Annotated in this window: 20 protein-coding genes; 8 read left to right on the top strand and 12 right to left on the bottom strand. The window is 68.7% G+C overall.

Annotated elements, in window-relative coordinates:
• Positions 1–442: 442 nt before the first annotated feature.
• The gene (locus HC031_RS03295) at positions 443–1,069 is read right to left on the bottom strand and encodes a peptidoglycan DD-metalloendopeptidase family protein (RefSeq protein WP_167923657.1); all 627 of its coding nucleotides are present in this window, start codon (positions 1,067–1,069) and stop codon (positions 443–445) included.
• A gap of 498 nt (positions 1,070–1,567) precedes the next feature.
• On the opposite strand from HC031_RS03295, the gene HC031_RS03290 reads away from it, so the two are divergent.
• Positions 1,568–2,434 (top strand): flagellin N-terminal helical domain-containing protein, encoded by an 867-nt coding sequence (locus HC031_RS03290; RefSeq protein WP_167923656.1) that lies wholly within the window; start codon positions 1,568–1,570, stop codon positions 2,432–2,434.
• On the opposite strand, the gene HC031_RS03285 is transcribed toward HC031_RS03290, so the two are convergent.
• The 3 genes from HC031_RS03285 to HC031_RS03275 form a co-directional block, all read right to left on the bottom strand.
• Positions 2,431–2,925: a GNAT family N-acetyltransferase gene (locus HC031_RS03285; protein WP_338090465.1), complete on the bottom strand. Its 495-nt coding sequence runs from the start codon at positions 2,923–2,925 to the stop codon at positions 2,431–2,433. The genes HC031_RS03290 and HC031_RS03285 overlap by 4 nt on opposite strands.
• Positions 2,926–3,024: 99 nt before the next feature.
• Positions 3,025–3,939, bottom strand: a complete 915-nt coding sequence (locus HC031_RS03280) for an alpha/beta fold hydrolase (RefSeq protein ID WP_167923655.1) — start codon at positions 3,937–3,939, stop codon at positions 3,025–3,027.
• 354 nt (positions 3,940–4,293) lie between these two features.
• Complete coding sequence (locus tag HC031_RS03275; RefSeq protein ID WP_338090464.1) at positions 4,294–6,216, bottom strand: S8 family serine peptidase; 1,923 nt, start codon at positions 6,214–6,216, stop codon at positions 4,294–4,296.
• A gap of 181 nt (positions 6,217–6,397) precedes the next feature.
• Between HC031_RS03275 and HC031_RS03270 the strand changes: the two genes are divergently transcribed.
• On the top strand, positions 6,398–6,544 hold the full coding sequence (locus HC031_RS03270) for a hypothetical protein (protein WP_167923653.1): 147 nt from the start codon (positions 6,398–6,400) through the stop codon (positions 6,542–6,544).
• Positions 6,545–6,688: 144 nt separating this feature from the next.
• Positions 6,689–9,262, top strand: coding sequence for an FG-GAP-like repeat-containing protein (locus HC031_RS03265; protein ID WP_167923652.1), 2,574 nt, complete (start codon positions 6,689–6,691; stop codon positions 9,260–9,262).
• Between the two features lie 82 nt (positions 9,263–9,344).
• On the opposite strand, the gene HC031_RS03260 is transcribed toward HC031_RS03265, so the two are convergent.
• Positions 9,345–9,776, bottom strand: a complete 432-nt coding sequence (locus HC031_RS03260) for an SRPBCC family protein (protein ID WP_167923651.1) — start codon at positions 9,774–9,776, stop codon at positions 9,345–9,347.
• Between the two features lie 49 nt (positions 9,777–9,825).
• A complete protein-coding gene (locus HC031_RS03255) occupies positions 9,826–10,161 on the bottom strand; it encodes a DUF952 domain-containing protein (protein WP_167923650.1) in 336 nt (111 codons plus the stop codon).
• Between the two features lie 124 nt (positions 10,162–10,285).
• Between HC031_RS03255 and HC031_RS03250 the strand changes: the two genes are divergently transcribed.
• From HC031_RS03250 to HC031_RS03240, 3 genes are all read left to right on the top strand, one after another.
• Positions 10,286–11,143 (top strand): carbon-nitrogen hydrolase family protein, encoded by an 858-nt coding sequence (locus HC031_RS03250; RefSeq protein ID WP_167923649.1) that lies wholly within the window; start codon positions 10,286–10,288, stop codon positions 11,141–11,143.
• A 300-nt stretch (positions 11,144–11,443) separates the two neighbouring features.
• Positions 11,444–12,013, top strand: coding sequence for a septal ring lytic transglycosylase RlpA family protein (locus tag HC031_RS33775; protein ID WP_277349622.1), 570 nt, complete (start codon positions 11,444–11,446; stop codon positions 12,011–12,013).
• Positions 12,014–12,091: 78 nt separating this feature from the next.
• On the top strand, positions 12,092–13,249 hold the full coding sequence (locus tag HC031_RS03240) for a PP2C family protein-serine/threonine phosphatase (RefSeq protein WP_167923648.1): 1,158 nt from the start codon (positions 12,092–12,094) through the stop codon (positions 13,247–13,249).
• Positions 13,250–13,328: 79 nt separating this feature from the next.
• Here the strand turns inward: HC031_RS03240 and HC031_RS03235 are convergent, their stop codons facing one another.
• On the bottom strand, positions 13,329–13,493 hold the full coding sequence (locus HC031_RS03235) for a hypothetical protein (protein ID WP_167923647.1): 165 nt from the start codon (positions 13,491–13,493) through the stop codon (positions 13,329–13,331).
• A gap of 316 nt (positions 13,494–13,809) precedes the next feature.
• On the opposite strand from HC031_RS03235, the gene HC031_RS03230 reads away from it, so the two are divergent.
• Positions 13,810–15,666, top strand: coding sequence for an acyl-CoA dehydrogenase (locus HC031_RS03230; RefSeq protein WP_167923646.1), 1,857 nt, complete (start codon positions 13,810–13,812; stop codon positions 15,664–15,666).
• A gap of 86 nt (positions 15,667–15,752) precedes the next feature.
• On the opposite strand, the gene HC031_RS03225 is transcribed toward HC031_RS03230, so the two are convergent.
• On the bottom strand, positions 15,753–16,250 hold the full coding sequence (locus HC031_RS03225) for a SixA phosphatase family protein (protein ID WP_167923645.1): 498 nt from the start codon (positions 16,248–16,250) through the stop codon (positions 15,753–15,755).
• Positions 16,251–16,352: 102 nt separating this feature from the next.
• On the opposite strand from HC031_RS03225, the gene HC031_RS32830 reads away from it, so the two are divergent.
• A complete protein-coding gene (locus HC031_RS32830; RefSeq protein WP_240942076.1) occupies positions 16,353–16,652 on the top strand; it encodes a DUF6458 family protein in 300 nt (99 codons plus the stop codon).
• Positions 16,653–16,699: 47 nt separating this feature from the next.
• On the opposite strand, the gene trhA is transcribed toward HC031_RS32830, so the two are convergent.
• The 4 genes from trhA to HC031_RS03200 all read right to left on the bottom strand — a co-directional run bounded on the left by trhA (position 16,700) and on the right by HC031_RS03200 (position 21,127).
• Positions 16,700–17,323 (bottom strand): PAQR family membrane homeostasis protein TrhA, encoded by a 624-nt coding sequence (gene trhA / locus HC031_RS03215; RefSeq protein ID WP_167924014.1) that lies wholly within the window; start codon positions 17,321–17,323, stop codon positions 16,700–16,702.
• Between the two features lie 111 nt (positions 17,324–17,434).
• On the bottom strand, positions 17,435–19,255 hold the full coding sequence (locus HC031_RS03210) for an NHL domain-containing thioredoxin family protein (protein WP_167923644.1): 1,821 nt from the start codon (positions 19,253–19,255) through the stop codon (positions 17,435–17,437).
• Between the two features lie 73 nt (positions 19,256–19,328).
• A complete protein-coding gene (locus HC031_RS03205) occupies positions 19,329–20,105 on the bottom strand; it encodes an ABC transporter permease (protein WP_167923643.1) in 777 nt (258 codons plus the stop codon).
• Positions 20,102–21,127, bottom strand: a complete 1,026-nt coding sequence (locus HC031_RS03200) for an ATP-binding cassette domain-containing protein (protein ID WP_338090463.1) — start codon at positions 21,125–21,127, stop codon at positions 20,102–20,104. The genes HC031_RS03205 and HC031_RS03200 overlap by 4 nt, the downstream gene beginning before the upstream one ends.
• Positions 21,128–21,272 lie beyond the last annotated feature (145 nt).

Genomic DNA, 21,272 nt, shown 5'->3' with positions numbered 1-21,272 from the left:
AGCGTCGTGATCGTGGCGGGTGGCGCGTTGAGGTGTGCCGACGACTGCGGTTGGGTGCGTTGTGGCTAGGAGACGGTACGTAGCCAGAGGTGTTCCGGGCGGCTACCGCATCTGGGATAACAAGGCCCGGCGGTGGTGGGGAGATCTCTACGAGCTCTGCCCTGACGAGCTTCTCGACGAGCTGAACGGTAAGGCCGACTACGAGAAGATCACCGCTCTCCTCAAGCGGTGTCGGGCTCAGAAGCGGTAGACAACGGAGCCCGCACGGAGCTGCGGCGCTGGACACGCTGCGCCGAGAGCCGTCGTCCGGCCGGAAGCCGGCTCGTCGTCCGGCGTCCACAGTGCCTTCCGCCGACGGAACCCCGTCGTACGGCGTGTGCCTCGGCCGGAATCGGGATCGGCGCAGCGCGTCCGCAGGAGGTCGCGGGGCAGGTCGGTACAGCTAGGCGATGACCTGGCCGCTGGGTCTGCTTGCCGTCACCACGGTTCGGCCGTCACCCGAGACCGAGGAGTTGCCGTCGTCGCAGTTGTGGCTCGTCAGCGTCTGCGGGTGCTCCGGCGTGTAGGTCGCGAGCTTGCCGTCGAACATGGCCCGGACGATAGTGCCGTACACCAGTTCGCCGCTGCTGTTGACGTACGCGTCCCGCACCTGCTCGTAGTGCAGGTGTGGCGCCGAGGTGTCGGTGCCGGTGTTGCCGACGCGCGCGACCTGCTCGCCCTGGTGCACTCGTTGCCCGTTGTTAGGCACCCTGAAACTGCCCGCCTGGAGGTGTAGATAGAGGGTGGCCCAGCCGTTACCGTGGTCGATGGCCACCTGGTAGCCGCCGCGAGAGTCAGGGCTGCCGCCGGAGTAGGCGACACCGTCCGCGTCCGCCAGTACCGGTCGGCCTTCTGTCTTGCCCGTCACTGGGAAGAAGTCGATCTTTTCAATCGGGTTGTGTCCGTAGTACGTGGTCGCCGACCACTGCTCGCCGCACGGGAACGGCAGTTGGAACAGCGGTCGTGGACCGGCGGCGTGAGCGGGCAGCGGGGTCAGGCCAAGCGCGCCGGTGCTTGCCACCGTTGACACGAAAGCGAGCATCCGCAAGCGTCGACCCTGGCCGGATAGCCAAGACATCCGTCCTCCTCCTTGAATGTTGCTGGCATCGCGCTGTGTGGCCGGGTGTTCCCGCCGAGGCACGGAGGTCCGCGCGCCGCTTGCTAGGTACAGCGGTGCGGTCATCCGCAGGCTCGGCGTGGCGTTCGGATCCCCGGCCGGGGCGCGGCACCACTGCCCCGTTGTCACGTGTGCAATCAGGTCCGGTCCGGATGGCGGGTCCTTTCGGTACGGGAGGCCCGAACAGGGGCCGTCAGACCCCGGGCGGCAGTAGCCGAGACCGGTACGGCCCGGTGGTGTCCGGTGCCGTCCGACATCCTCCGACTACCGCCGACCGGACAGATTCAGAAGCTCGAACCGGCGTCCTCGAGGAGCATCGCGCCATGATCTAAAGCGCGTCGACGCGGTGCCGATACATAGGGCTGCCGGGCCATGGACGGATCGGCAGAGCTTGTTCATGGAGGAACCACGGTGGGTCTTCGGATCAACACCAACATCTCGGCGATGGGTGCTTACCGCAACCTGGCCACCACCGACAAGGCGATGCAGACCTCGCTTCAGCGGCTGTCGTCGGGTCTTCGAATCAACAAGGCCGCCGACGATGCGGCCGGCCTGGCGGTCAGCGAAGGCCTCCGGTCACAGATCGGTGGCCTGCAGGTGGCTGCGCGCAATGCTCAGGACGGCATCAACGTCGTGCAGGTGGCTGACGGAGCGCTGGCAGAAACCGGTTCCATCCTGCAGCGGATGCGTGAGCTCTGGATCGCGTACGGCAACACGGGCTCCCAGGACTCGAACGCACTGGGTGACATCAACACCGAGTACCAGCAGTTGTGCAACGAACTGGACCACATCGGGGCGACGACCACGTTCGGCGGTCAGAAACTGCTCGACGGTACTTATGCCGGCGTCTTTCAGGTGGACTCCGGCACCGGTCCGGGGTCGACGATGACCGTTGACCTGAAAAATAGCGGTAGCGTTACCTGGACAAGTGGCTTCATGGGGGTGAGCGCGCTCAACCTGGCGGTTAACGCACCCTCCGGACTTCAGAACATCAACCACCCCTACTTTACCCAGCTCTCGATCTACGACTTTTCGATCAACGAAATATCGAGGGTGCGGGCGACCCTGGGCGCGTACCAGAACCGGCTCGAGCACACCATCAACAACCTGAACGTCGCGGTGGAGAACCTTTCAGCGTCGAAGTCGTCCATTACGGACACCGACATGGCCCAGGAGATGGCCACCTTCTCCAAGGCACAGATCATCAGCCAGGCCGGCACCGCGATGCTCGCCCAGGCCAACCAGGCCCCGCAGGGCGTTCTCAAACTCCTGGGCTAGGCCCCGATATCAGCGACCATCGTGTCGGCGTCCTCGAACGACTCGACCGGACGGAATCCTTCGGAGAGGTACAGCCGTGCGGCGAAGTTCGCCCGTTCGACGCTGAGCGATACGGCCGGCACGCCACGTTCTCGTGCGGCGTCCAGAGCGGCACGCAAGAGCACCCGGCCCACACCTCGGCCGCGGCACGCTTCCACCACGCCCATGGACAGTTCGGGGACGTCGTCACTCACGTATCCGTAACCCGGATCGGCAGCGGTCAGGTATCTGAGCCACGCCGCGCCGACCGGCCGGTCAGTGGGGTCCAGCGCAACGACGCCGAAGTCATCCGGCCGCATCCAGCCGCTGACATAGTGGGCCAGCGCCGGGTTCGCCATGATCTGTTTGCGGGGCCAGTTGCGCTCGGGTAGCCAGTTGACGGCCTCCACGAGCATGTCGACCAGGAAATCGGCGTCAGTTGGGCTGGCCGGACGAGTACGGAAGTCAACCACCGCTGAAGCCTCACACAAGGTCGTCCCCGAATGTCGGTACGACCCGATCCGGTCAGAGCAGGCCGTACTCCTGACCCTCCACCTGTCGCAGTGTGTTGGTCAGCTGTGACCAGGCGATGCCGAAGGGTTGAGGAACGCCCCTAGTTCGCGATTGAGGTGCTCGGGGTGCTCGGTCGGGACGGAGTGGTGCGAGACGGCGGGCAGGACCGCGGTGACGATGTGGGGCATGAACCTGCGGGCATTGACCGACACCTTGTGGATGTCGTGCGCCCGGCTCTTCTCCGCCAGCAGCAGCAGTGTCGGGACGGTCGAGGCCCGCAGCCGCTCGGGGGCGGGACGGCGCGGGATGACGATTTTCGCGCCGGGGAACTCGCTGGCCAGGCACATCAGCTTCAGCCACGCGGGATCGACCGGCATGCCCGCGGTCTCCCACTTGATGAAGGCCCGCACCCGTTCGGCGCTCGGCTTGACGAACATCGGCACGGCGCGCAGGCGGTAGCTCGGCCGCAGGCCCGCGAAGCAGTCGGTCGGGTCGAGCAGCGCGAGCCTGCGTACCCGCCGCGGCGCGTGCAGGGCATAGTTGAGCGCGAGCCAGCTGCCGTACGAGTGGCCGCACAGGGCCGCACCGTCGAGGCCCAGTGCGCTGAACAGACCGTCCAGCCACTCCATGAACCCGGCCAGGCTGTCGACGGGGCGGCCGTCGTTGACGCTGCGACCGGCGCCTCCGATCGTGTCGACCGCGTACACCCGATGGGTCCGGCTCAGTTCGCCCACGTTCGCGAACCAGACGGTCGACGTGGCTCCGCCGCCGTGCAGCAGGACCAGGGGTGTGCCGTCGCGCGGTCCGCAGACGTGGACGTGGGTCGTGCCGTATGGCGAGGGCAGATCGACACACTCGACCGGAACCGGCCACCGTGCCAGGACGGCGTCGTAGGCCGCGAAGTACTCGGCCTGACCCGGCCACGTCTTGACGGTGGGCCGGGTGGCGGGCCCCTGTGCAGCGTCGTCAACCATGGGCACCTCGGCTAGTTCGACTTTCGCGTTGACCGATGTCCTTGTATGTCAAGATAGTGCCGCGGTTTGTTCACCGATACCGATGCGGGTCCGGTTGCCGTCAGGCCTTGACGTCGAGGTCGGAGTGGTCCCACCGTCGTGGCTGCGACTGATCCCGTCGACGCGGGGACGCGCTGTGTGATGAACGACGGGCACCGGATCCTGTACGACCCGGACGGCATCCTCAGCCGGCCTGTGGACGCGCGCCGGTGAAGGGCTCGAACAACGTCGTCCGTTCCGTAATCGAAGGGGCTGGTCAGGGCACATACCCTGACCAGCCCCTCGCTGTCGTTTCCCGCAAGCCCACGGAACAGGTCACAACATGGCGCGCGTCCCGCTGCCCCAGTAGGGGGCGTCCCAGCGGCTGGCGAAGGAACCGACGGCCCCGCTGCCGGTGGCGGTGAGGGTGAACAGGGTGACGTGTCCGTTGCCGTAGTCGTAGAAGAGTCCTACGTCGGTCTTGCCGTCGCCGTTGAAGTCGCCGGTGGTCAGGAACTTGGTGCCGGTGCCCCAGTAGGGGGCGTCCCAGCGGCTGGTGACCGAGGTGAAATCGCCGAAGCCGTTGCTGGTGGCGGTGAGGGTGAACAGGGTGACGTGTCCGTTGCCGTAGTCGTAGAAGAGTCCGACGTCGGTCTTGCCGTCGCCGTTGAAGTCGCCGGTGGTCACGAACTTCGTACGGGTGCCCCAGACAGCCTTGTCCCAGCGGGGTACGGGACCGGAGAAGCCACCGTCACCATTTCCGGTTGCGGTCAGGGTGAACAGGGTGACGTGGCCGTTGCCGTAGTCGTAGAACAGCGCCAGGTCCGCCTTGCCGTCGCCGTTGAAGTCACCGGCAGTCACGAACTTCGTGCCACGACCCCAGTGCTCGTCGTACCAGCGCAGGACCGGCGTGGCAAACCCACCGCCTGGTAGGGCGGTCAGCGTCCACAGCGAGACGTAGCCGTTGCCGTAGTCGTAGAAGAGCGCGACGTCGTCCCGGCCGTCGCCGTCGAAGTCGGCCTTGACGCGCGACGGCTCCACGCCCGGGATCTGTGCGGCGCCAACTCCGCCGGGCGGGTTGCCCGAGCCGACCGGGCCCGCACCCTGGTTGATGGTGACATTGAGGAGCCTGTTGGGCGAGCCGGGCCCCGCGTCGCCGATCACGCCGGCTGACGCGTAGGTGATGAGGGAGTTGCGCACCTGCGCGGGCGTGGCGGTCGGGTGGGCCTGCAGGTAGATGGCCGCGGCGCCCGCCGCGTGTGGGCTCGCCATCGAGGTGCCCTGGTCCTGGACGAAGCTCCAGTCGTCAAGGTAGTAAACCGAGCTGATGTATGTGCCCGGGGCGAAGAGATCCACACAGGTGCCGTAGTTGGAGAACGAGGCGCGGCCATCGCCGATCCCGCTGGCACCGACGGTGATCGCTCCCGGAACGCGGGCTGGTGAGTAGTTGCACGCGTTGGCGCTGTCGTTGCCGGCAGCGACGGTGTACGTGATGCCGGACGCGATGGACGCCGCGACCGCGTTGTCGAGTGCGGGGTCGGGATCGCCACCCAGGCTCATGTTGGCCACGGCGGGTTTGATTGCGTGCGCCGTCACCCACTCCACGCCCGCGATGACCGCGTCGACGGTGCCCTTGCCGGTGCAGTCCAACACCTTCACAGAGACGAGTTGCACGCCCTTGGCCACGCCGACCCGGGCGCCGCCGACGGTGCCGGCGACGTGGCTGCCGTGGCCGAAGCAGTCGTCGTTCGGACCGCCGATGGCGTTGTACCCGAAGACAGACCGGCCACCGAAGTCATGGTGGGTGGTCCGGATGCCGCTGTCGATGATGTACGCGTGCACATTGGCGGCAGTGTTCGGGTACGTGTAGTCGTTGTGAAGGTTGTCGGTGGCGAAAGTACTGGGATGGTCGATGCGGTCCAGATTCCAATCGGCGTTGGTCTGGGTGTCGGTCGCCGTGACCGTGCGGTTCTGCTCGACGCGCGCCACGGCCGGGTTGGCGGCCAACCGCTTGGCGGCCTGCTCGCTCATCGTGACCGAGAAGCCCTTGACGGTGCTCTTGTACGAGTGCCGCACCGAACCCCCGTACGCGCGGGCGAGCTTGCCGGCCGAGGAGTCGACGGCGCGGGACTCGGCGCTGCCTGCCTTGAACTCCACGATGTAGCTGTTCTTGACCGCATCGGCGGCGTCGGCGTTGACGATCGCACCGTCGGGCGGAGCGGCGGCGGCGACGCCGGCACCGGTCAGACCGGCGGCCACGAATCCGACGCTCAGTACGACCGCGGTGCGCGCCAGGATTCTGCGCGGCGCTCCAGCCGTGGATGAACCCCCGCTAATGTGCTCCAATTGCCACACCTCGTTTGCGTGTGCTGTGTCAGGCAGGGAGCGCGCAACGTATTGCGCGTGGACCTGACGCTCTGAAGTCGATGGGATCCGGGTTGTGACCATGCTGGACGATCCCGGCCGGGAGACCTTATTGATCGACGTGACAGTAGTCAACAAGCGAGAAGCGAACCGGCACAAACGGCCCGAACGCCTGGGGTACACCCACATCTCTTACGACACGAGCGTTTCAAGGGACGGCTGAAGAACAAGCTTGCTGTTGCCGGCAATGGTCTCCGTACCTTGTGAGCGTGATCAAGGGGAGTGATACTGCTCGGGCATAGATGTTCATCACCTATGCGCACACAGTCGGCGGGGCCATCCCTTCGGGCCCCGTGAAGGAGTGAACGTGCGCAATCGTCTCATTGCCGGCCTCGTTGGCGCCGCGCTGACCGCGAGCGGGGCCCTGGTCGCCGGTGCCGGGCCGGCCGCCGCAGACGCGTCGACCCCGCTCTATGTCAACAACGGCAGCGGGTACAACTGTTCGGACAGTGGCACCGGCACCTGGGATCAGCCGTTCTGCACGATCTCGGCCGCGGTCGCGGCGGTCCTTCCTGGACAGACGATCAACGTCATCGGTACGTACTCCGAGCACGTGGCGATCACGAAGTCGGGTACGCCCGGCCATCCGATCACGCTGCAAGGCCTGATAAATGTGACGTCTGCGCACCTGAACGGCGGGTTCACCATCGACGGTCAGCGCGACGTGTCAATCGCCAATATCGGGGTGACCGCCAGCCAGAGCCCCGGCATCGGGGTCAGCCATTCGACCCGGATAACGCTCCAGTACGAGGCGGTGAGCGCCGTCACCGGCCCGGTCGTGGGTGTCCAGCTGACAGCCGTCACGGACTCATCACTGACACACGATGGAGCCAACGGGACCGTGGCTCCCGGGCTGGCCATCGATGCCGCGACGACCGGCGTACTCGTCAAATCCGGAAAGTTCTCGGTTTCGCGTTTGGAGCGCAAGAGCCCCATCGACATTGCCGGCTCCGGCAACACGGTCATCGACAACACCGCCAGCGGTGGCACCGGCGCCGGGATCATGGTCGAACCGGGGGCCGCCAACAACGTGATCGCCAACAACATCGTGGGTGACGCGGGCGATGGAATCGTCAACAACGGCGCCACCGGTACCGCGATCACCAACAACACCGTGGAGGGCAACTGCGGGACGGGGATCCGGGTGGCGGGTGCGTCGTCCGGGGTTTCGGTGCAGAACAACATCAGTAAGAACAACCCGTCCCCTTCCACCACGTGCAAGGCGCCTGCGGACTCGGTGGACATCGGGATCTACGACGCGGCGGTCAACGACACGGTGGTCGACTACAACACCGTCTACCAGACGAGGCCAGGCGCGGCCCCGTACGGATGGAACGGCGCCCCGAAAAGCCTGACGGACTTCCGGGCAGCCTCCAAGCAGGCCGACCACGACCTCGACACGAATGAGGCGAGCGCCAACGACGATTCGGCCAACTCGGCCGCGCCCGGATACCAGAGCACAGACCGGATGGGCAACGGCCGCCAGGACAACCCGAGTGTGAACAACACCGGCACCGGTCCGGTCGCCTACGCCGACCGAGGCTCCTGGGAGGATGTCCGCGCGCCGACGGCGAAACTGGCCGTCACGTTCAATCGGACCGCCGGCTCCATCACCGCCGACGCGTCCGGCTCCGTCCCAGGATGGGCGCCGATCGCCTCGTACACGTTTGATTTCGGCGACGGCAGCGCCCCGGTCAGGCAATCGACGCCGACGGTGACCCACCAGTACGCCCAGTTGGGCGTCTCCAACGTGACCGTCAGCGTCACCGACAGCACATCGCTGACCAGCGCCGCGTCCTGGAGCGGTTGCGTCGGCGGCCCGGTCGTCCCCGGCTCAGGTGCGCAGCGGCTCACGGCGGACTTCAACGGCGACGGCCGCGATGACGTCGCGATGTTCTACGACTACGGCGGCGGCCACGTCGGTCTGTTCACGATGAGCAACCACGGCTGCGGCAACTTCGACGCCCCGGTATTACGCTGGAGCGGCCCGAACTGGGGTACCGGCACCAGGTTCATGACGGTGGGCGACTTCAACGGTGACGGCAAGGCCGACATCGCCCTGTTCTACGACTACGGCGGCGGCCACGTCGCGGTGTTCACCCTGCCGGCCAGCGGCGGTGGCGGCTTCTCCGCGCCGACCCTGCGCTGGAACGGGCAGTACTGGGGCGGCGGCACGAAGCTCATGACCGCCGGGGACTTCAACGGTGACGGCAAGGCCGACATCGCCCTGTTCTACGACTACGGCGGCGGCCACGTCGCGGTGTTCACCCTGCCGGCCAGCGGCGGTGGCGGCTTCTCCGCGCCGACCCTGCGCTGGAACGGGCAGTACTGGGGCGGCGGCACGAAGCTCATGACCGCCGGGGACTTCAACGGTGACGGCAAGGCCGACATCGCCCTGTTCTACGACTACGGCGGCGGCCACGTCGCGGTGTTCACCCTGCCGGCCAGCGGCGGTGGCGGCCTGTCCGCACCCGTCCTCCGCTGGAACGCCCCGCGCTGGGGCGGCGGCACCGTCGCGATGGCGGCCGGTAATTACACCAGCGACACCAAGAGCGACATCGCCCTTTTCTACACCTACACCCGCTGGAACATCGGAGTGTTCAACCTGGTGGCCAGCCGCAGCGGCGACGGTAGCTTCACCGCGCCGACACAGCTGTGGGCCGGCGACTGGGCCAATTCGGCCTCCCAGAACGACAAGTTCATGGTCGCCGGCAGCTTCACAGGCGCGGGTAGAGACGGCATCGTGCTGTTCCGGGACGACAGCTGGAGCACCGACGCCCAGCTGTACACCTTGAACCCCGACGCCGCGAACGGCTACTCCGCACCGGTGCTCAGCTGGGACGGGCCGTACTGGGGCAACCGGACTCAGGCGATCGGCTGACGTCGGCGCAGCAGCGGGCGGCCGGGGATCCGCCGGTATTCCGACCGGTGGCTCCCCGGCCGCCCCTCACGCGCTGGATGGCTCAGGCCACGAGCGACTCGCACAGGCTCTTGAGCGCCGCCAGGACAGGGTTCTCGCCTTCCTCCGCATCCTGCTCACCGCCGGCACCGGGACGGGGATCCTCCTGCGTGAAAGTCACGCGCGTCCGGCCAGCGTCCTCAGTGAGCGAGTAGACCATCGTGAAGCGGTTTTCCGGCCTGTCTTTCAGGCCGGGACGCGGCGCGAACAGCGAGTAGCGGAGCTCACGAGGCGCGTCCACGGCGAGCACCTGGCCCCGCTGCTCGAAGGTGTTCCCCTCCCACTCGGTGGTGAAGCGGATCGGTGACCCCACCGACCAGTCCGTCTGCAGATCGCTCCCGTACTGCCACTGCTTGACGTACCGCGGCTCGGTGAGCACCGTCCAGACTGTCTCTCTCGGTGCGTCGATCGTCACCACGGACTTCGATACGCGCATGCCGGAAGGCTACCGGCCACCGGCGACAGAATCGGACGCCCGAAGCGGGTCACTCACCGGGCAGGACTGAGTCCACCTGCGATGCACCGGCGATGTGGTGTACCGCCACCACGGCGCTGAGCGGCAGGGACGCGTACACGTGCGGGAACAGGCCCCCGTTGGGGGCAGGCTCCCAACGGAGCCATTCGTCGAGCACCCCGGCGTCGAGGGACACGACGACGAGGGCCGGCTCCTCCCCGAACACCCGCAGGGCCGTGGCGCCGACCTGCTCGCGCGACGAGCAGTGGATGAACCCGGAGCTCCGGTCGAACGGCGAGCCGTCGAAGCGCCCGGCGGCCTCGAACTCCGACCACTCGGAGGGCAGCAGAATCTTGTAGATCAGCACGGCATCACCATGCCAGTCGACGGCGCAGGACGAGTCGGCAGCGCCGGTAGCGTGGCCACCTCGGAACGCGCGGCTCCGGCGCCCGGCCACCTCGGAAGGCGCGGCGCCGGTAGCGTGGCCCACCATGGATGATCTCCGCGCCGCTCCCGGCGCCCCGCTCACCGTCGCGGCGGGGCAGGCGACCTGCGCCGCGCTGGACATCCGCGCCAACGTCGCCGTCGCGGCCGATCTGGTCCGCCGGGCGGCCGACCGGGGAGCCGCGCTGCTGGTCCTGCCGGAGCTCTTCCTCACCGGCTACGAGTTGCCGGCGATCGTGGCCGAGCCACGGACGTACACGCTGGGTCCGGCGGACGCCCGGTTGGACCCACTGGCCGCGGCCTGTGCCGGGACCGGCACCGCGGTGGTCGTGAGCGCACCGACTCTCGACCCCGGGTCCGGCAGGCCGCGCATCTCCGCCCTCGTCCTGGACCGCGCCGGCCGTTTCGCCGCACAGTACGACAAGCAGCACATCGACCCCACGGAGCGGGCCGTCGGGTTCGAGCCGGGCGCGGGCGGGTGCACGGTGACCATCGACGGGTGGCGCTTCGGGCTCGCGATCTGCTGGGACTCGAGCTTTCCGGAGCACGCCCGGGCCGCCGCTCTCGACGGCTGCCACGGGTATCTGATCGGCGCCCTGTTCAACCGGGATCGGGGGGCGCACCGGATCGCCACCATCTGTCCGGCGCGGGCCCTCGACAACGCCAGCTACGTCGTCATGGCCGACCACACGGGGCCCAGTGGGCAGTACCACGGCTGCGGCGGCAGCGCCGTCTGGAACCCGGACGGGACGATCCTCGCCGACGCCGGCACAGCCGATCCAGGTCTGGCGGTCGCCCGTCTCGATCCGGAGGCCCTGGCGCTCGCCCGGGCCGGGGACCTCGTACTCGTCGACCCGTCACTGTGTGCCCCCGCGCACCCCCGCGGCGAGTTCACGGTCGGCTGATCCGACGGGTTCCGCAGCCGACCGTCCACGGTGGCGTAAGGGGTGCGAACCGTCGCCCTCGGAGTCCTCTGTTCGGGCTGACATTAGAGAACAAACCGCCCGGAAACCGGCCGAAGAATTGACACCTCACGGCAGGGACTGGATACGGTCGCTGGGCCCTGTCGTCAAACGGAAGGTAGGACTTTGGCCGGGAAGCACGCCCACGTGCGTACGTCGCGACCGTCCCGAAAGTCTCTTCCTCTCCTCGCCGGCACCGCCGTCGCCGCGGTGCTCACGGGCACCACAATCGCAGCGCTGAGCTTGAGCCCCTCCGCGCACGGCGGTCGCGCCGACGACGCCTCCGCGGCGGCGGCCGCGGCGGCTGACCGTACCCAGCAGCGCGCCGACCGGAGCGAGCAGCGCGCCACGCCGTCACCGGAGGCCTCGGCTTCCGCTGATGCGCTTTCGCCGTCGCCCGTGCCGGTCAGCCCGTCGCCCTCGACGCCGCCTCCGCCCCCGCCGCCGACGACACCGTCGAAGACGGCTCCGGCGAAGACCGCCGGACCGAAGCCCACCCCACCGTCGGGCGGGGGCACGGTGGTCAGCAGCGGCACCTGCCAGGCGTCGTTCTACACCGACGAGGGCAGCCGCACCGCGAACGGCGAGACCTTCCACACCAGCGCCTTCACGGCCGCGCACAAGACCCTGCCGTTCAACACGCGGGTACGGGTGACGAACGTCAACAACGGCAAGTCCGTCGTGGTCCGCATCAACGATCGCGGCCCGTTCGTGGCCAACCGGTGCCTGGACCTCACGCCCGCCGCGTTCAACACCATCTCGAGCACGAGTGCCGGAGTGGCGACCGTGAAGTTTGAGGTGCTGCAGGGCTGATCGTCCGGTTACTACTCATCGCACCACCGACCGGTACTCCGGCCGAACGTGTGATCGGTCGGTCGGCGCGCGGATGGCATGCTGATGGCCGTGGCGAGAAAGCCGCGCGTGCCGGGCCGCCGCCCGACGAGCCGCGAAATGATCTCCGAAAGCCGCGCCGGGCTCGGCGCGGCCTTCGTGCTGATCACGTTGGCCGCGCTCACGGAGGTGGTGGACGGGGCGAACGGCCGCTACATCGGCGTACTGACCGCCGCGCCGCTCCTCGCAGCCGCGCTCGCCTCCTGGCGGCAGGTGCTAGGGGTCGGTGTCATCGCCACCACGGTCGGCGCGCTCTTCTGCATCCCGAACGCGTCGAACCCCGGGCGGCTGCTGGCCTGCTTCGTGAGCATCGCCTTCGTCGTCCTCGGTACGGGCGTGGCCGCGGTCGTCGGCGCCTACCGGCAGCGGCAGGCCGAGCGTTTCATCGAGCTGTCGAAGCTGGCGTCGGCGGCGCAGGGCGCCGTGCTGCGGCCCCTCGGTCCACAGCTGGGCCAGCTGTCGATCGCGGCGCGCTACATCTCCGCCAGCGCCGCCGCGGACATCGGCGGAGACCTGTACGAGGCGCTGGACACGCCGTACGGGATGCGAATGATCATCGGCGACGTGCGCGGTAAGGGGCTGGACGCGGTCCGCCTGGCCAGCATCGTCCTCGGGTCGTACCGGCACGTCGTGTACGAGCGGGCCGACCTGCGCGCGATCGTGGCGGATCTCGATCGGGCGGTGGCCCGCAGCGTCGGCGACGAGGACTTCGTGACCGCGGCGCTGGTCGAGGAGCGCGGCGGCACGCTGACCATCGTCAACTGTGGGCATCCGCCGCCGCTGCTGTTACGCCGCGGCGAGGTGATCGAGCTGACGCCACCGGCGTCCGCGCCGCCGCTCGGGTTCATGCCGGTCGTCCGGCCGCGGGTCGAACGGCTGGAGCCCGGCGACCGGCTGCTTTTCTACACCGACGGTCTCGCCGAAGCCCGGCGGGACGGCGAGTTCTTCCCGACGGCCGAGCGGGCGTGGCGCCTGCTGGGGCACGGCACGGTCGCCGACGGGCTGGCGTCGTTGGAGAGCGCGCTGGTCGAGTGGGTGCGCGGTCAGCTCGATGACGACATCGCGCTGGTGCTGATGGAGTACGCGGGCGCGCACGGCGCAACCGATCCGGTACCCCGGTGGGAGATCGGCGGCGCGAGCTCGCCGGCGCTCACCTGATGGCGGGCGCTTACCCGAGGATGTTGCCGGCGCTCACCCGAGGATGATGCCGGCGGTCACCTGACGGTGATGCCGGCGCTCACCTGACGAGCAGGTCACCCGGCCCCGCGTAGATCTGGGCGGGACGTGCGAGGCGTGGCGCGCGGTGGCGTCCGGTGTAGATGTAGGGGCGAAGCGTCTTCGGCGCGAGGGTGTCCATCCACTTGACGAGCATGACGATCTCCTCTGTGCGGGCGTTGGCCACCCGCGATCCCTGCTCCCGGTGTCACCAGGTCAACGAGCCACCCGTGAACCGAGTGATGTGCGTAACGGCGTGTCGACTTGCGTTCCGTACGAAATGGTTCCCATCCGAACGAAAGCCGCATGTCGCGCGCCGCGCTCTGCTATTGCCCAGGTCGCGGACGATCAAATCCTGTGATCGTGGTCACTCGAGGCGTCGTCCTGCCTCACCTTACTGCCGAGTAATATAGTGGCAGTTACTCGCTGGTAACTTATTCCAGCAACGAATCAGTCACGACCGAGACCGCCGCGCAGCTGCGAGACGGGAGAGACCAGGCGAGATGAGCCACTACAAGAGCAACCTTCGGGACCTCGAGTTCAACCTTTTCGAGGTCTTCGGCGCCGACAAGGTGCTGGGCACGGGACCGTACGCAGACGTCGACGTCGACACGGCCCGCAGCATCCTGGCGGAAGTCGACCGGCTCGCGCGCGAGGATCTCGGCGCCAGCTACGCCGACGCCGACCGCAACCCGCCCGTCTTCGACCCGGCGACGCACACCGCGCCGCTGCCTGAGTCCTTCAAGAAGTCGTTCAAGGCGTGGATGGACTCCGAGTTCTGGCGCCTCGACCTGCCCACAGAGATCGGCGGAACCCCTGCGCCCCGCACCGTCTGGTGGGCGCTCGCCGAGATGGTGCTTGGTTCCAACGCTCCGATCTGGATGTACGCCTCCGGGCCGTCGTTCGCGAACGTGCTGCACCGCGAGGGCAACGAGCGGCAGAGGGAGTGGGCCAAGCTCTTCGTCGAGAAGCAGTGGGGCTCCACGATGGTGCTGACCGAGCCGGACGCCGGCTCGGACGTCGGCGCCGGTCGCACCCGTGCCATCCCGCAGCCGGACGGCTCGTGGCACATCGAGGGTGTCAAGCGCTTCATCACCAGCGCCGAGCACGATATGAGCGACAACATCATCCACTACGTGCTGGCGCGTCCGGTCGGTGTGGAGGGCGCCGGCGGCCCCGGTACCAAGGGCCTGTCGATGTTCATCGTGCCGAAGTTCCACTTCGACGACGAGACCGGCGAGCTCGGCGAGCGCAACGGCGCGTTCGTGACCAACGTCGAGCACAAGATGGGCATCAAGGTCTCCAACACCTGCGAGCTGACCTTCGGCGAGCACGGCACCCCGGCCAAGGGCTGGCTGCTCGGCGACGTGCACGACGGCATCCGCCAGATGTTCCTGATCATCGAGAACGCCCGGATGATGGTCGGCACCAAGGCGATCGCGACGCTGTCGACGGGCTACCTCAACGCCCTCGAGTACGCCAAGAACCGGGTGCAGGGCGCCGACCTGATCAACAACTCGAAGACGGCGCCGCGCGTGACGACCACGCACCACCCGGACGTCCGCCGCTCGCTCGCGCTCCAGAAGGCGTACGCCGAGGGCCTGCGTGCGCTGGTCATGTACACCGCGTCCTGGCAGGACAAGTCCCGGATCGCCGAGGAGGCCGGCGACGAGAAGGGCGTACGGTTCGCTGAGCGGATCAACGACCTGCTGCTGCCGCTGGTCAAGGGCTGCGGCTCCGAGCGCGCCTACGAGCTGCTCGGACACGAGTCGCTGCAGACCTTCGGTGGCTCCGGCTTCCTGCAGGACTACCCGATCGAGCAGTACGTGCGGGACTCGAAGATCGACACCCTGTACGAGGGTACGACCGCTATCCAGAGCCTCGACCTGGTGTTCCGCAAGATCGTGAAGGATCAGGGCAAGGCGCTGATGACCGTCGCGTCCGAGATCCAGGAGTTCGTCTCCTCCGACGCCGGCAACGGCCAGCTCAAGGAGGAGCGGGCGGCGCTGGCCACCGCGCTCGAGGACGTGCAGGGCATGCTCGGCACGATGATGACCTGGCTCACCGCTGCCCAGTCGGGTGAGGCCCGCGAGCTGTACAAGGTGGGCCTGAGCAGCCGGCGGCTGCTGCTGGCGCTCGGCGACATCGTCGTCGGCTGGCTGCTGCAGCGCCAGGCCGCGGTGGCCCTGGCCGCCCTGACCCGCGAGGGCGTCTCCGCGTCCGACAAGGCCTTCTACGAGGGCAAGGTCGCCACGGCACGGTTCTTCGCGCGTGAGGTGCTGCCGCGGCTGAGCAGCGACCGGAAGATCATCGAGGGCACCACGCTGGACCTCATGGACCTGCCTGAAGAGGCCTTCTAACCTACGACTTTGCAGTTCCCACACCCGCACCGGCCGGCGCCGCGCCCCCCACGTCGCCGGCCGGTTCGGTTTTTGCCGGATATCTCCTAGGCCCGGGCGGTGTGCGCGGCGATCCGCGGCGCCTTGCCGGGCGCCAGGTCGCGCCACGCTCCGGGTACCCGGTGCACGGCGATGCCGCAGGTGCGGAGCGCCTCGTTGGCCGACGGGTCCAGCAGGGACGACAGCATCGACAGGGTCGGGTTGTGGCCGACCATCATCAGTGTCGCCGCCTCAGGTTCAGCCGCCCGGAGCGCGTCCAGCAACTCCTCGCCGCTGCTCGCCCGGTACACGACCGGGCTGTAACCGACCGTCGTGTGCGTGGCCTCCTCGCCGAGGGTGGCGGCCAGGCTGTGCCAGGTCTGACGGGCCCGCCGCGCCGGTGAGCAGAGCACGACGTCGGGCAGCAGCCGCTGGGCGGTCAGCCAGGCGCCAGCCGCCTCCGCGTCCGCGTGGCCCCTCGGGTCGAGGGGGCGTTCGAGGTCGGCCACCCGCTCGGGATGGGTCGCCTTGGCATGCCGCACCAGGACCAACGTTCGATCGGTCATCGTCACAGCCCTGTCTGATTGGGGTTGGTGAATGGTGGGTACGTCCTCTTCAAGGCAGTCACCGAACGACAGCCGATCAAACGGTGACAAAGGAGGCTACCAATGGGTATCGGTGGGAGCATCTTCCTCATCGCCCTTGGCGCGATCATCGCTTTCGGCGTACGCGACCAGAACGTCGGCCCGCTGGACCTGACCGTCATCGGTTGGGTGATCATGCTCGCCGGTCTCGCCACCCTGCTGATCACGTTGTGGGTATGGAACTCGCGCCGGCGCCGCGTCGTCGCCGTGACGCCGACGACGGCCCAGCGCGTCGAGCGACGGCAGGTCGTCCAGATGCCTCCGCAGCGTCGGGTCGTCGAGGAGGAGAACTGGGCGGAGGTGCCGCCCGAGGCCCGGTACTGACCTGGCTGGCCCGCTGGTCTGCCCGGCCCGCTGGTGTGCCCGGCCCGCTACGAGTAGAGGGCGAAGTAGATCGCGATGTGGTGGCAGATCGCGGCGACCAACGTGCAGGCGTGGAAGAACTCGTGGTGGCCGAACACCGTCGGCCACGGGTTTGGCCGCCGCAACGCGTAGAAGACCGCGCCGACGCTGTACGCCACGCCGCCGGCGATGAGCAGGACGAGCGCGGCCACCCCACCCCGGTGCAGGATGTCGGGGAGCACGGCGATCGCGACCCACCCGAGCGCCAGGTACAGCGGGGCGGACAACCACCGCCGGCCGTTCGGATGGACCATCTTCATCGTCACGCCGGCCACCGCGCCGATCCACACGACGGCCAGGATGACCGTCGCCAGCCTCTTCGATAGCAGCAGCACCGAGAACGGTGTGTACGTGCCGGCGATGAAGACGAAGATCATGGAGTGGTCGAGGCGCCTCATGATCCGATAGCCGCGCTCGGACCACACCCGCCGGTGGTACAGGGCGCTCGTGGTGAACAGGGCGCACACTGTCAGGCTGTAGATGAGGCAGCTGATCAGGGGTGCCCAGCCGGGCCGGGTGGCGGCCAGCGAGCAGAGCACGATGCCGCAGACGACGGCGACGCCGGCGGCGTACGCGTGCAGCCAGCCACGCATTCGTGGCTTGCCGAGGTCGACCGGCCGCAGCCGGCGTGCGGTTTGCGTGGTCACGCCTCAAGGTTACGGTACCGTAGGTTTTCGGGTCGCCGTGAGCTGAGCCACCCTCCGTCAGCCCGCGTCGAGCCCTCGCAGGATCAGCGGCAGCCGGGCCGCCCCACCCGCCGCCACCCGTACCGGCACGCCCCAGTCCTGCCGCGTCAGGTGGCATGCGGCGTGCTCGGCGTCGGCGTCACAGGTGGCCGCCTGCGCCACGACCTGGAGCACGCCTCCGGGTACCGAATCGGAGACGACCAACCGCCGGCGCAGCTCTGTGCTCTCACCCGCGCCCTCGACGAGCAGCTCGGGCGGTGACGCCGAGACCACGAGCCGGGTGGGCGGGCCGAACGAGTCGTCCAGCTTCTGGCCGGGCGGCGGGGAGAACACCACGTCGAGCTCGACCGCACCGGGCTCCAGGTCGGTGACCGGCCGCTGCGTGCGGTGCCGCGTACCTTCGACCACGACCGCGGACGGGTCGATCCGGACCAGCCGGTGCGCGGCCGACTCGACCACGTACACCTCCCCGGTCGCCGTCGCGACCAGGTCGCTCGGCTCGGCGAGTCCGGTCGCCACCGTGGTGACCAGGCCGGTCGCCGGGTCGTAGCGGCGGACCGCGCCGTTGTAGGTGTCGGCGACCAGGACGGCCCCGTCGGCTAGGGCCAGTACCCCGAGCGGGTGCTGCAACAGCGCCTCGGCCGCCGGCCCGTCGACGTGGCCGAAGTCGAACAGTCCCTGGCCGACCGCGGTGTGCAGCTCACCCTGTTCGATCCAGCGCAGCGCGCTCGACTCGCTGTCGGCGATCCACAGCTTCGTACCGTCCGGCGAAGTCGACAGCCCCGACGGCTGAGCCATCCACACCTCGTGCAGCGGACCGTCCCGCAGCGCCTCCACCGTGGTACCGGCGTACATCCCCGCCGTGCGGGTGACCGGGTCGAACCACCACAGCTGGTGGATGCCGGCCATCGCGACGATGACACGGGAGTCGAAGTACGCCACGTCCCACGGCGAGGACAGGTCGACGGCGAGCGCGTCGTGGGTACCGAAGTCGACCGTGCCCCGCCACTGCCGGCCGGAGCCCGCGACCGTGCGCACCTCGCCGGTGTCCAGCCGTACCCCGCGCAGCAGATGGTTGACCGTGTCGGCCACGACCACGTCGTAGCCGGCCAGCTCCGCGATCCGGGGCGGCAGCACACACACCCCGCCGGGCTCCGAGAACTCCGCCGTCTCGGCCTCGCCGTCGGTACGCCCCCGCTTGCCGCTGCCGATCCGGCGGATCTCGGTCTCCGCGTCCGCCGCGAGCTCGACCAGCGAATGGTGCGCCGAGTCGGCCACCAGGAACCTGCCGCCTTCGAGCACCGCGGCCTTGCCCGGGAAGCGCAGCGTCGTGGGCGCCTCGTCGGCGGGTACGGTCAGGCCGCCGCCCCGGCGCAGCGTTCCCTTGGCCTCATGGGTGGTGACCAGTTCGTCGATCAGCCGGGTCAGGCCCTCGGCGTGCCCCTCGCCGGCCATCGACGCCACGACGTACCCCTCGGGGTCGATGACGGTCAGCGTCGGCCAGGCCTTCGCCGCGTACTCCTGCCACATGCGCAGGGTGGGGTCGTCGAGAACCGGGTGGTCCACGCCGTAACGTTCCACGGCCGCGGCGAGGGCCTGCGGGTCCTTCTCGTGTTCGAACTTCGGCGAGTGCACGCCGATGGTGACGAGCACGTCGGCGTACCTGTCCTCCAGCGGACGTAGCTCGTCGAGCACGTGCAGACAGTTGATGCAGCAGAAGGTCCAGAAGTCCAAGATTGTGATCTTGCCCCGCAGGTCGGCGAGGGTCAGGTCGCGGCCGCCGGTGTTCAGCCAGCCGCGACCTCGAAGCTCCGGAGCACGCACGCGGGGAGTCGCCATGAACCAAGTCTGCCCCGACGCTTTGCGATCTCGGGGAGTTCGACATCGCTTGTGATGTCGAACTCCCCGAGACTCAGATGGATCGCTGGTAGGCGCGGAAGGCCCGGGTGGCCAGCCAGCCCATCACGATCGCCAGGGCCAGGAGCAGGGCTCCCCGGTCGAGGACGAGCCCCCAGTCGGGCGTGGACGTGAGGGCTTCGCGGCTGGCGACCGCCGCCCAGTCCACCGGGTTGAATCGCGCGACGTCACCGACCCAACCGGGCATCAGTGCGGGCGCCATCATGACCGAGGACAGGAAGGCCAGCGGCATCGCCAGGAACTGTGACACCCCGATCAGCGCCTCCTGCTGGCGTACCAGCAGGGCGATCGCGTCGGACAGCGCCGCGAAGATGAGCGCGAGCAGCACGGCGCAGGCCAGGACGACCACGACGCCCCGGATTCCGCCCCGGTACCGGGCCCCGGTGGCCAGGCCGACCCCGAACACGATCAGGGATTGGACGACGGTCGTGACGGCCTGGTGCGCGAGCGAACCGGTGATCAGCGCGGCACGGCTGACCGGCGAGGTCAGGTTGCGGTCCATCACGCCTCGCTCCATGTCCTGGATGAACGAGGTGCCGCTCCAACCGGCCGTCATCATCGCGGTCATCACGACGAGCCCCGGGGTCAGGTACTCGACGTAGGAGGCGGCGCCGAAACCGGGCAGTTCGGCGATCCGCCTGAACAGCTGACCGAACAGCAGCAGCCACACCATCGGCTGTACCAGGGTGAACAGCAGGTAGGCCGGTTGCCGGGACAGCGTTCGCAGCGACCGCAGGGTCAGCAGGCGGGAGTGGCCGACGAAGGTGCTCATGCCCGGACCTCCTCGGCCTGCTGAAAGGAGCGGCCGGCGTAGTGGAGGTAGACGTCGTCGAGGGACGGCCTGGCCACGCTCACCGAGGCGAGGGCGATGCCGGCTTCGCCCAGCGCGGCGAGCATGCCGGGCAGGGCCGCCGCGCCGTCGGGTACCCAGGCACGGAGCGCGGTGCCGTCCACCGTGACGCGGGTGACCCCGGGTACCGCCTCGACCGCCCGCCGGACCCGGTCGTGCCGGTCCGCGTGTGCCAGCTCCGCGTGCACGCTGTCCCCGCCCAGGCTGCTCTTGAGCTGGTCGGGACTGCCGGTCGCGACAACCCTGCCCCGATCGACGATCACGAGCCGGGCGGCCAGGCTGTCCGCCTCGTCGAGGTAGTGGGTGGTGAGCAGTACGGTCAGCCGGTCGTCGGTCGCGAGCTTGGAGATCTCGGCCCACATGTCGACCCGCGCCTCCGGGTCGAGGCCGGTTGTCGGCTCGTCGAGGAACAGCACCCGGGGCCGGTGGATCAGCCCCATCGCCACGTCGAGCTTGCGCTGCATGCCGCCCGACCATTTGCTGGCGAGCCGGTTGGCCGCCTCGCCGAGCCCGAACCGTTCGAGCAGCTCATCGGCGCGCCGCCGGGCATTCCGACCCGACATGCCGTGAATCCGACCCTGGAGTTCGAGGTTTTCCCGGCCGGTGCCGATCGGGTCGAAAGCCGGCTTCTGCGAAACGTACCCGATGAGGCGGCGCACCTGATCGGGGTGCCGGCGTACGTCGACGCCCGCCACGGTCACGCTGCCCGAGTCGGGGGTGGACAGCGTACTGAGGATCTTGACGGTCGTGGACTTGCCGGCGCCGTTCGGGCCGAGCAGGCCCAGGACGATGCCACTGGTCGCCGTGAAGCTCACGCCGGCCAGGGCGCGTACGGATTTCGTGCCCTTGCCGTACGTCTTGACCAGGTCGATCGCCTCGATGGCCGGATCGGTGCCGGTGGTGGAAGGCGTCGACGTCACGACGGCGCCTGGTGATCTGGACACTGCTGTGCTCCTTCTCCATATGCGGGCAGGAAGGAGTCAGCCGGTCGGGCAGGGCGGTGGATTAGTCTTGCGGTTTGCGGGCGCGCTTCGAGGATCCGCTGCTCTGCCAGCCGGCGACTCGGGGTGTGTCACCGGCCTCTGGCCA

The organism is Planosporangium thailandense (assembly GCF_011947195.1).
Classification (GTDB): domain Bacteria; phylum Actinomycetota; class Actinomycetes; order Mycobacteriales; family Micromonosporaceae; genus Planosporangium; species Planosporangium thailandense.
Note: the sequence above shows the minus strand (reverse complement) of the source record. Positions and strands in the feature narration are given on the sequence as shown.